Here is a 7,964-nt window from a genome sequence, read left to right on the forward strand (position 1 = left end):
TTTGTCGGCGGCGCAACCGGTGGTTTATTGTTCCAAAAATACGGTTTTGTAGGCGTATTTGCCTTTTGTAGCGTATTGATGTTGCTGTGGCTGGTATTGGCAGTCATTTCGCCGGCACCGAAACCTGTCAAAAACCTCAGCTATCCGCTTAACGCTGAATGGCAACAAAATCCGGATTTGCTCTACCAAAAATTGACCGAAATTGAAGGCGTTGAAAGCATTAGCTTTAGCGCAGACAAACAAACCATTTATATCAAGGCCTTGCAAAAAGGATTCGACCAAGAGGCCGCCGAAAAAATTATCACAGGAGTGTAAAATGTCATTGAATAAAGTTATCCTCATCGGCCGCCTTGGCCGCGACCCGGAAGTCCGCTATATGCCCAACGGCGAGGCCGTCTGTAACTTCAGCGTTGCCACCAGCGAAACGTGGAACGACCGCAACGGCCAACGCGTAGAACGTACCGAATGGCACAACATCACCATGTACCGCAAACTCGCCGAAATCGCCGGTCAATACCTGCGTAAAGGCAGCCAAGTGTACCTGGAAGGCCGTATCCAAAGTCGTAAATACCAAGGCAAAGACGGCATCGAGCGCACCGCTTACGATATTATCGCCAACGAAATGAAAATGCTTGGCGGCCGCAACGACAACAGCGGCGGCGCACCATACGATGACGGCTACAACCAAGGCGGCCATTCAAGCCAAGGCAGTCACCAACAAGCGCCACAACAGCAATACCAATCTGCCCCAGCTCAAGAACCCCCAGCCGCCCCAGCCCGTCGTCCTGCTCCGGCACAACCGACCGCTCCGGTTGATGATATCGACGACGATATTCCATTTTAATCATTGAGCAATACAAAAGGCCGTCTGAAAAATATACTTTCAGACGGCCTTTAATTTAAAATGATTGAAAAGAAAATCCTACATTTGCACTGAGCCGCTGACGGTCAGGCTGATTTCTTCCGAACCAGGGGAGGCAGGTATGCCATCTTCTATTCCTGCAGCCATCTCTGCGACGGGGGCTGCCCGTAACATTTTGGCGCGGGCGAAATCGCCGCCGACTTGGCGGTTGCCGATATGGCCCAAGTTGAGTTTAACGATTTTGTAGCTGGAGAAGCCGAGTGTTTGGGCGAGGTTTTGGGCGCGGTCTTTGAAGCGCAGGATGACTGCTTTGCTCAGTTGGTCGACGGTTTCTTCGCGTTTTTCTTTGGATACGGAAAACGAGGAGCTTTCCAAAACGGCGATATTGATGCTGTCGGCAATCAGGCGGTTGAGTGCTTCAAAGTCTTTGCTTTCTACTTTGAAGTAGGCGTGTTCTTCCCAGCCGGTTTGGGTGCGTTTGCCGTTGGTGTATTGATAGCGTGGGGACGCGTTGCGCTCCATCAGCTCGGCTTTAAATTTGTTGTTTTGGGAGATTTTGTTGAACTGGTTGAATTTCTTCATGAAGGCTTGGTTGACGGCTTGACGGTCTTTGCCTTCTGCGTTGATGCTGAAATGCGCGGTCATGGTATCCCGTGGCACTTCCATGTTGGCGGATTCGGAAAATTCAACGATGTTGTAGTTGAGGCTTTCTGCTGCAACGGGCAGGGAGGCGGCTAGCAGTAGGGTGGTAAGGGTTGGGCGGAGCATTTTGTTTTCCTTGTAATGCGGATTTCAAAAAAGTAATTTAGCATGAAAGATGGAAATGTTGGCTTTGGCAAGCGTAAGGATTTGTATGGGTTGAGGCCGTCTGAAAAGAAGTTACTTTGTATCCATCAAGCCGACTTCATGGGGATTGAGGCGGGCTTTTTCTTCTTGGCCTAAGCCGACCAATTTCCGCAAGCGGGTCATGTAGGCATTGACGTCAAGGCCCCGTCCGTAGCGTTGTGCTTCCCAGATGGTTTCTGCTAAGGCTTCCATCATATCGTGTTCGGCTTTGACCCAGTCGCCGTTGTAACGGGCGCAAAGTTGTTGGTGGATGGCACGGATGCCCGGGGGCTGGTCGATGGCGCTTTGCTCTTGCAGGGAAAGGTGTAGCGACATATGCAGGAATGGGTTGCTTTCACCGTCTTCAGGCAGCCATTCTTTATCTAAATATTGTTCGATGTCTTCGAGATAGTGTCCGTATTCGGGATGGGCTTCGATGATGCGCAAAGCTTTTTGTTGCAGGCCGTCTAATTGGAGCGGCGCGAGCCTGTGTTGCCAGACGTGGGCAAAGAATCGGCGGACATCGTGGGTGTTTACGTCATACATGATGGGTGTGATTTGATTTTGGGATATGTGATTATATAGCGATTGCGATAAAAAAGGCCGTCTGAAAATTGAATCTCAGACGGCCTTTGTTTTGCAGGGTTTAGCGGCGGTCGATGATTCGGTAATACACTTCGCCGTCTTGGACATAGCCCAATTCGACACGGGCAATTTCGGCAATGGCCTCTTGTCCGTGTGCTAAGTCTTCAACTTCCGCATTGAGGAAATTGTTGCGTAAAGTGAGCGTTTGGTTTTTTTCCTCCTGACGGACGAGCTGCTCCTGCAATTCTTCCGTATGCCCGACGCTGCCTTTACCAAACCAAAGGCTGTACTGACAGCACAAAAGTGCGAAGGTTAAAACAAAAGTCACCCACTTCATACAATCAATATCCTATATTCTGCTTATTTGCCCAATTGGTAGAATGCGGCTTTGCCAGGGTAGTAAGCGGCTTCGGCCAATTCTTCTTCGATGCGCAACAATTGGTTATATTTCGCCATGCGGTCAGAACGGGACAGGGAGCCGGTTTTGATTTGCATACAGTTGGTAGCAACTGCCAAGTCGGCAATGGTGCTGTCTTCGGTTTCACCGGAACGGTGGCTCATTACGCTGGTGTAGCGGTTGCGTTTGGCCAAGTCAACGGCTTTCAGGGTTTCGCTCAATGTACCGATTTGGTTGACTTTGACCAGCAATGCGTTTGCCACGCCTTTTTCGATGCCTTCAGCCAAGATTTTTGGATTGGTTACGAACAAGTCGTCGCCGACCAATTGAACTTTGCCGCCCAATTTTTCGGTCAGCAGTTTCCAGCCTTCCCAGTCGTTTTCGTCCATACCGTCTTCGATGGAAACAATTGGGAATTCGTTAACCAGGCCTTCCAAGTATTCGGCAAATTCTGCGCTGGTGTAAGAGCGGCCTTCGGCTTCCAAGTGGTATTTGCCGTCTTTGTAGAACTCGCTGGATGCGCAGTCCAGGGCGAACAATACGTCTTCGCCTGCTTTGTAGCCTGCGGCTTCGGTTGCTTCTACGATCAGTTGCAGGGCTTCTTTGTGGCTGTTCAGGTTAGGTGCGAAACCGCCTTCGTCGCCCACGGTAGTTGGGAAGCCTTTGGCATCACACAGTTTTTTCAGTGCGTGGAAAATTTCGGCGCCGCAACGCAGAGCTTCGCGGAAAGATTTTGCGCCGACAGGCATGATCATGAATTCTTGGATGTTCAGGCTGTTGTTGGCATGTTCGCCGCCGTTGATTACGTTCATCATCGGAACAGGCAGAGCCATTGGGCCTGCGCCGCCCAAGTAACGGTACAGCGGCAAGCCTGCATCTTCAGCGGCCGCGCGTGCTACGGCCATGGAAACGGCCAAAGTGGCGTTGGCGCCCAAGTTGCCTTTGTTTTCAGTACCGTCCAATTCGATCATGATTTGGTCGATATAAGATTGTTCGCTGGCATCGATGCCGATGAGGGCTTGCGCGATTTGGTTGTTAACGTGGTCAACGGCTTTCAATACGCCTTTGCCCAAGTAACGGGATTTGTCGCCGTCACGCAGTTCCAAAGCTTCTTTTTGACCGGTTGATGCGCCGCTTGGTACGGCTGCACGGCCCATGACGCCGGATTCCAACAATACGTCACACTCTACAGTAGGGTTGCCGCGAGAGTCCAAAATTTCGCGTGCAAAAATATCAACGATTGCGCTCATGAATATCTCCAAATAGGATGGTAAAAGAAAAGTAGCTTTGTTACGCTTCAGACGGCCTTGAGGATGATTGCCAAAGTCTGATGAATGCAGACATTATACCGTCTTTGCCGGGCATGGCATCGGCGTCGGTATGAAACCGACTGTAAGTTTGTTTCACGTCAATATCGGTCAAACAAACATAAGCTGTATAGTGTAACATTTTTTACCCTTTTTAGGGTGAAAAGCTGATTAAATCAGGCATAAGGCCGTCTGAAAATCAGATTAGCCTTCGCCTAAAATCATCGAGCCTACGCCGTCATCGGTCAGCACTTCCAAGAGCAGGGCGTTGGGAACGCGGCCGTCTATGATGTGCGTGGCTTTGACGCCGCTTTTGGCGGCTTCGACGGCGGAGGCAATTTTAGGCAGCATGCCGCCGTACAGCGTGCCGTCTTCAATCAGTTCGTCAATGCGGCTTGGCGTCAGGGTGGTCAATAATTTGCCTTCTTTATCCAGTACGCCGGGGATGTTGGTCATCATCAGCAGTTTTTCGGCTTGAAGTTTTTCCGCCAGTTTGCCGGCAACCAAGTCGGCATTGATGTTGAACGCTTCGCCGTTTTGGCCTACGCCGATGGGTGCGATGACCGGAATGCAGCCGCGTTCGACCAAGCCTTCTACCAAACGGGTATCGATGTCGGCCACGGTACCGACTTGGCCGATGTCCACGCCTTTTTGTTCGGGCGTGTCGATCAGGAGTTTTTCCGCTTTGATGAAGTGGTTGTCCCGGCCGGTAATGCCGACGGCGCGACCGCCGAAGGAGGTAATCATGGAAACGATTTCTTTATTGACGTGTCCGCCCAAAACCATTTCTACGATGTCCATGGTTTCGCTGTCGGTGACGCGCATGCCTTGAACAAATTCCCCTTTTTTGCCGACTTTTTCCAGCATTTCATTGATTTGCGGGCCGCCGCCGTGAACGATGACGGGATGCAGGCCGATCAGTTTGAGCAGGACGACATCGCGTGCGAAGCCCTCTTTTAAGGCCGACTCGGTCATGGCGTTGCCGCCGTATTTGATGACGATGATGGAGCCGGAAAAACGGCGGATATAAGGTAAAGATTCGGCAAGGACGCGCGCTTTGATCGCAGAGGAGACAGATTGTTGCTGAGTCATGGTTTCAACCTTGTTTCATGATTTCGGCCTTTATCTTAATCCCAAAGGCCGTCTGAAACAATATTTCCAAGCGCTTGAAATCCTGTTAAATCAGTTAAATGGTTGAAACCAGCCTCATGCAAACGGTAAAATGACGGTTTGCTTCGGCCTCTTTGCCGATTACTAAGGATACCCATGATGAAAATCAGCACCCAATTCGATGCCGGTTCGGTCGTTGTCAAAGATTTGAGCAACCCTGCCGATATCCGTCTCGCCCTGCGTCCCGACAATGCTTCGGAGTTTGCCCAATGGTTTTACTTCCGTTTGCAGGGTGCGGCCTATCAAAACTGTGTGATGCATTTTGAAAATGCGGCGGACGCTGCGTATCCTTTGGGCTGGGAGGACTATCAGGCTTGCGCTTCTTACGACCGCCAAAATTGGTTCCGCGTGCCGACCAGCTATGAAAACGGCGTGTTGACCATCAACCATACGCCTTTGTCCAACAGCGTTTACTACGCCTATTTCGAGCCTTATTCCAACGAGCAGCATTTGAACCTTTTGGGCGATGCGCAGGGTAGCGGTTTGTGCCGTATCGACGACTTGGGCAGTACCGTTCAAGGCCGTGACATCAATCTTTTGACCATCGGCAACCAAGTCGAAAGCGACATGAAAGTCTGGATTATCGCCCGTCAGCATCCGGGTGAAACCATGGCGGAATGGTTTGTCGAAGGTTTGCTGGGCCGTCTGCTTGATCCGCAAGATCCGACCGCGCGCATGTTGCTTGACCGTGCGACTTTCTACATTGTGCCGAATATGAATCCGGACGGTTCGGTATTGGGCAACCTGCGCACCAATGCCGCCGGCGCCAACCTCAACCGCGAATGGGAAAACCCGACTTTGGAGCGAAGCCCCGAAGTCTTTACCGTCCGCGAAAAAATGATGGAAACCGGCGTGGATTTGTTCTTGGATATTCACGGCGATGAAGGTCTGCCGTTTGTCTTTGTGGCCGGTACCGAAGGCGTGCCGAACTACAACGAGCGCATCGAAGCCTTGGAAGACCAATTCAAACTCGCGCTGCTCAATGCCAGCCCCGATTTCCAAGACGATTACGGCTATGACAAAGATGCGCCGGGTCAGGCAAACATGACTTTGGCGACCAACTGGGTCGGCAATCATTTCAACTGCCTTGCCTATACTTTGGAAATGCCGTTTAAAGACAATGCCAACCTGCCGGACGACGATTTCGGCTGGAACGGCCAACGCTCGCTGCGCTTGGGTGAGGCTATGTTGTCTGCTATTTTGAATGTGGTTGGCGATTTGCGTTAAACCGTCCGACACTGCATACAGGCCGTCTGAAAGTTCAGGCTTTCAGACGGCCTTTGAGATAAGGAACACACATTATGATGATACATCCCCAGTTTGATCCGGTGCTGATCAGCATCGGCCCGCTTGCCATCCGCTGGTATGCCTTGAGCTATATTGTCGGCTTTATCCTGTTTACGATTTTGGGCCGCCGCCGTATCGCGCAGGGCAATTCTGTGTTTACCAAAGAAACACTCGACGATTTCCTGACTTGGGGTATCTTGGGCGTCATCTTGGGCGGCCGTATCGGCTACGTTTTGTTTTATAAATTTTCCGACTATTTGGCCAACCCGTTGGATATTTTCAAAGTGTGGGAAGGCGGCATGTCGTTTCACGGCGGCTTTTTGGGCGTGGTCGTTGCCATGTGGCTGTTTGGCCGTAAGCACAACATCAGTATCTTGAAGCTGATGGATACCGTTGCGCCGCTCGTGCCGCTGGGCTTGGCTTCCGGCCGTATCGGCAACTTTATCAACGGCGAACTTTGGGGACGAGTTACCGAACTCAATGCTTTCTGGGCGATGGGTTTCCCCCAAGCGCGTTACGAAGATGCGGAAGCTGCGGCGCACAATCCTTTGTGGGCCGAATGGCTGCAACAATACGGCATGCTGCCGCGCCATCCGTCTCAGCTTTACCAGTTTGCCCTTGAAGGCATTTGCCTGTTTGTCATTGTTTGGATTTTCTCGAAAAAACCACGTCCGGCCGGACAAACGGCAGCATTGTTCTTGGGCGGTTACGGTTTGTTCCGCTTTATTGCCGAATTTGCCCGTCAGCCTGACGATTATCTCGGCCTGCTGACCTTGGGTTTGTCTATGGGTCAATGGTTGAGCGTGCCGATGATTGTATTGGGTGCGATTGGTTTTGTTTGGTTTGGCCGTAAAAACAGCGTTGCCAAAGCATAAATAAAACAAGAAATAAAGGCCGTCTGAAAAGGTTTTCAGACGGCCTTTTTATGGCTTCAAGCAAACGGATTTTGGGTTTAACCGAAAAAGCCCATTTTAACTTGAATGAGTTTCTCCAGTTCCGGCAGAACGCGGCGGCGTGAGACGAAGAAGATAATGTGGTCGCCGTCTTGGAGGATGGTTTCGGTGTGGTGTCCCATGATGACCTCGCCGGTTGCGCCGCGGACGATGGCGGAGATGTAGCAGTCGCTTGGCCATTTGATGCCGCTGATACGGCGGCCGACGATGGCGGAAGTGTTTTTGTCGCCGTGTACCACCACTTCAATGGCTTCGGCTGTACCGCGGCGCAAAGGATGGACGGCAACGACGTCGCCACGGCGGATGTGGGCGAGGATGGAGCCGATGGTAATCAGGTGGGGGGAAACGACGATATCGATTTTGTTGCCTTCGAGCAAATCGACGTAACTTGAGCGGTTGACGATGGTGATTACGCGTTTGGCACCAAGGTTTTTCGCCAGCAGGCTGGACATGATGTTGTTTTCGTCGTCGTTGGTCAGCGCGCAGAAGACGTCGATTTCGTCGATGTATTCTTCGTCCAGCAGGGTTTCATCGGTGGCGGAACCTTGCAGGACGAGGGTGTTGTCCAGATTCTCGGC

General features: G+C 51.5%; 10 protein-coding genes and 1 pseudogene. 4 read left to right on the plus strand and 7 right to left on the minus strand.

Annotation, left to right across the window (positions count from 1 at the left end; genetic code table 11):
- Nucleotides 1-315, plus strand: a pseudogene (locus ACTHS3_RS07385) (MFS transporter); the annotation flags it as partial.
- Nucleotide 316: 1 nt separating this feature from the next.
- Nucleotides 317-844, plus strand: coding sequence for a single-stranded DNA-binding protein (locus ACTHS3_RS07390; RefSeq protein ID WP_440367554.1), 528 nt, complete (start codon nt 317-319; stop codon nt 842-844).
- 78 nt (nt 845-922) lie between these two features.
- Here the strand turns inward: ACTHS3_RS07390 and ACTHS3_RS07395 are convergent, their stop codons facing one another.
- The 6 genes from ACTHS3_RS07395 to argB all read right to left on the minus strand — a co-directional run bounded on the left by ACTHS3_RS07395 (nt 923) and on the right by argB (nt 5,068).
- Nucleotides 923-1,630: an SIMPL domain-containing protein gene (locus ACTHS3_RS07395; protein ID WP_440367556.1), complete on the minus strand. Its 708-nt coding sequence runs from the start codon at nt 1,628-1,630 to the stop codon at nt 923-925.
- 111 nt (nt 1,631-1,741) lie between these two features.
- Complete coding sequence (locus ACTHS3_RS07400) at nt 1,742-2,233, minus strand: DUF1841 family protein (RefSeq protein ID WP_063068729.1); 492 nt, start codon at nt 2,231-2,233, stop codon at nt 1,742-1,744.
- Nucleotides 2,234-2,333: 100 nt separating this feature from the next.
- Nucleotides 2,334-2,609 carry a cell division protein FtsB gene (gene ftsB / locus ACTHS3_RS07405; protein WP_003679613.1) on the minus strand — a complete coding sequence of 92 codons (276 nt, stop codon included), beginning with the start codon at nt 2,607-2,609 and terminating at the stop codon, nt 2,334-2,336.
- A gap of 23 nt (nt 2,610-2,632) precedes the next feature.
- Nucleotides 2,633-3,919: a phosphopyruvate hydratase gene (gene eno, locus ACTHS3_RS07410; protein WP_440367558.1), complete on the minus strand. Its 1,287-nt coding sequence runs from the start codon at nt 3,917-3,919 to the stop codon at nt 2,633-2,635.
- A gap of 40 nt (nt 3,920-3,959) precedes the next feature.
- Entirely contained in the window at nt 3,960-4,118 is a 159-nt protein-coding gene (locus ACTHS3_RS07415; protein WP_440367560.1) for a hypothetical protein, read from the minus strand.
- Nucleotides 4,119-4,180: 62 nt separating this feature from the next.
- Nucleotides 4,181-5,068 (minus strand): acetylglutamate kinase, encoded by an 888-nt coding sequence (gene argB, locus ACTHS3_RS07420; RefSeq protein ID WP_049323441.1) that lies wholly within the window; start codon nt 5,066-5,068, stop codon nt 4,181-4,183.
- A gap of 174 nt (nt 5,069-5,242) precedes the next feature.
- Here argB and ACTHS3_RS07425 point away from each other — a divergent pair, with 174 nt between their 5' ends.
- Both ACTHS3_RS07425 and lgt read left to right on the plus strand, forming a co-directional pair.
- Nucleotides 5,243-6,373, plus strand: a complete 1,131-nt coding sequence (locus ACTHS3_RS07425) for a M14 family metallopeptidase (protein ID WP_003746205.1) — start codon at nt 5,243-5,245, stop codon at nt 6,371-6,373.
- Nucleotides 6,374-6,447: 74 nt separating this feature from the next.
- Nucleotides 6,448-7,308 carry a prolipoprotein diacylglyceryl transferase gene (gene lgt / locus ACTHS3_RS07430; RefSeq protein ID WP_004520768.1) on the plus strand — a complete coding sequence of 287 codons (861 nt, stop codon included), beginning with the start codon at nt 6,448-6,450 and terminating at the stop codon, nt 7,306-7,308.
- Between the two features lie 77 nt (nt 7,309-7,385).
- Here the strand turns inward: lgt and ACTHS3_RS07435 are convergent.
- A partial coding sequence (locus ACTHS3_RS07435) for an NAD-binding protein (protein WP_440367562.1) occupies nt 7,386-7,964 on the minus strand: 579 nt, incomplete at its 5' end.

The sequence above is a fragment of the Neisseria sp. P0009.S007 genome, from assembly GCF_051962515.1.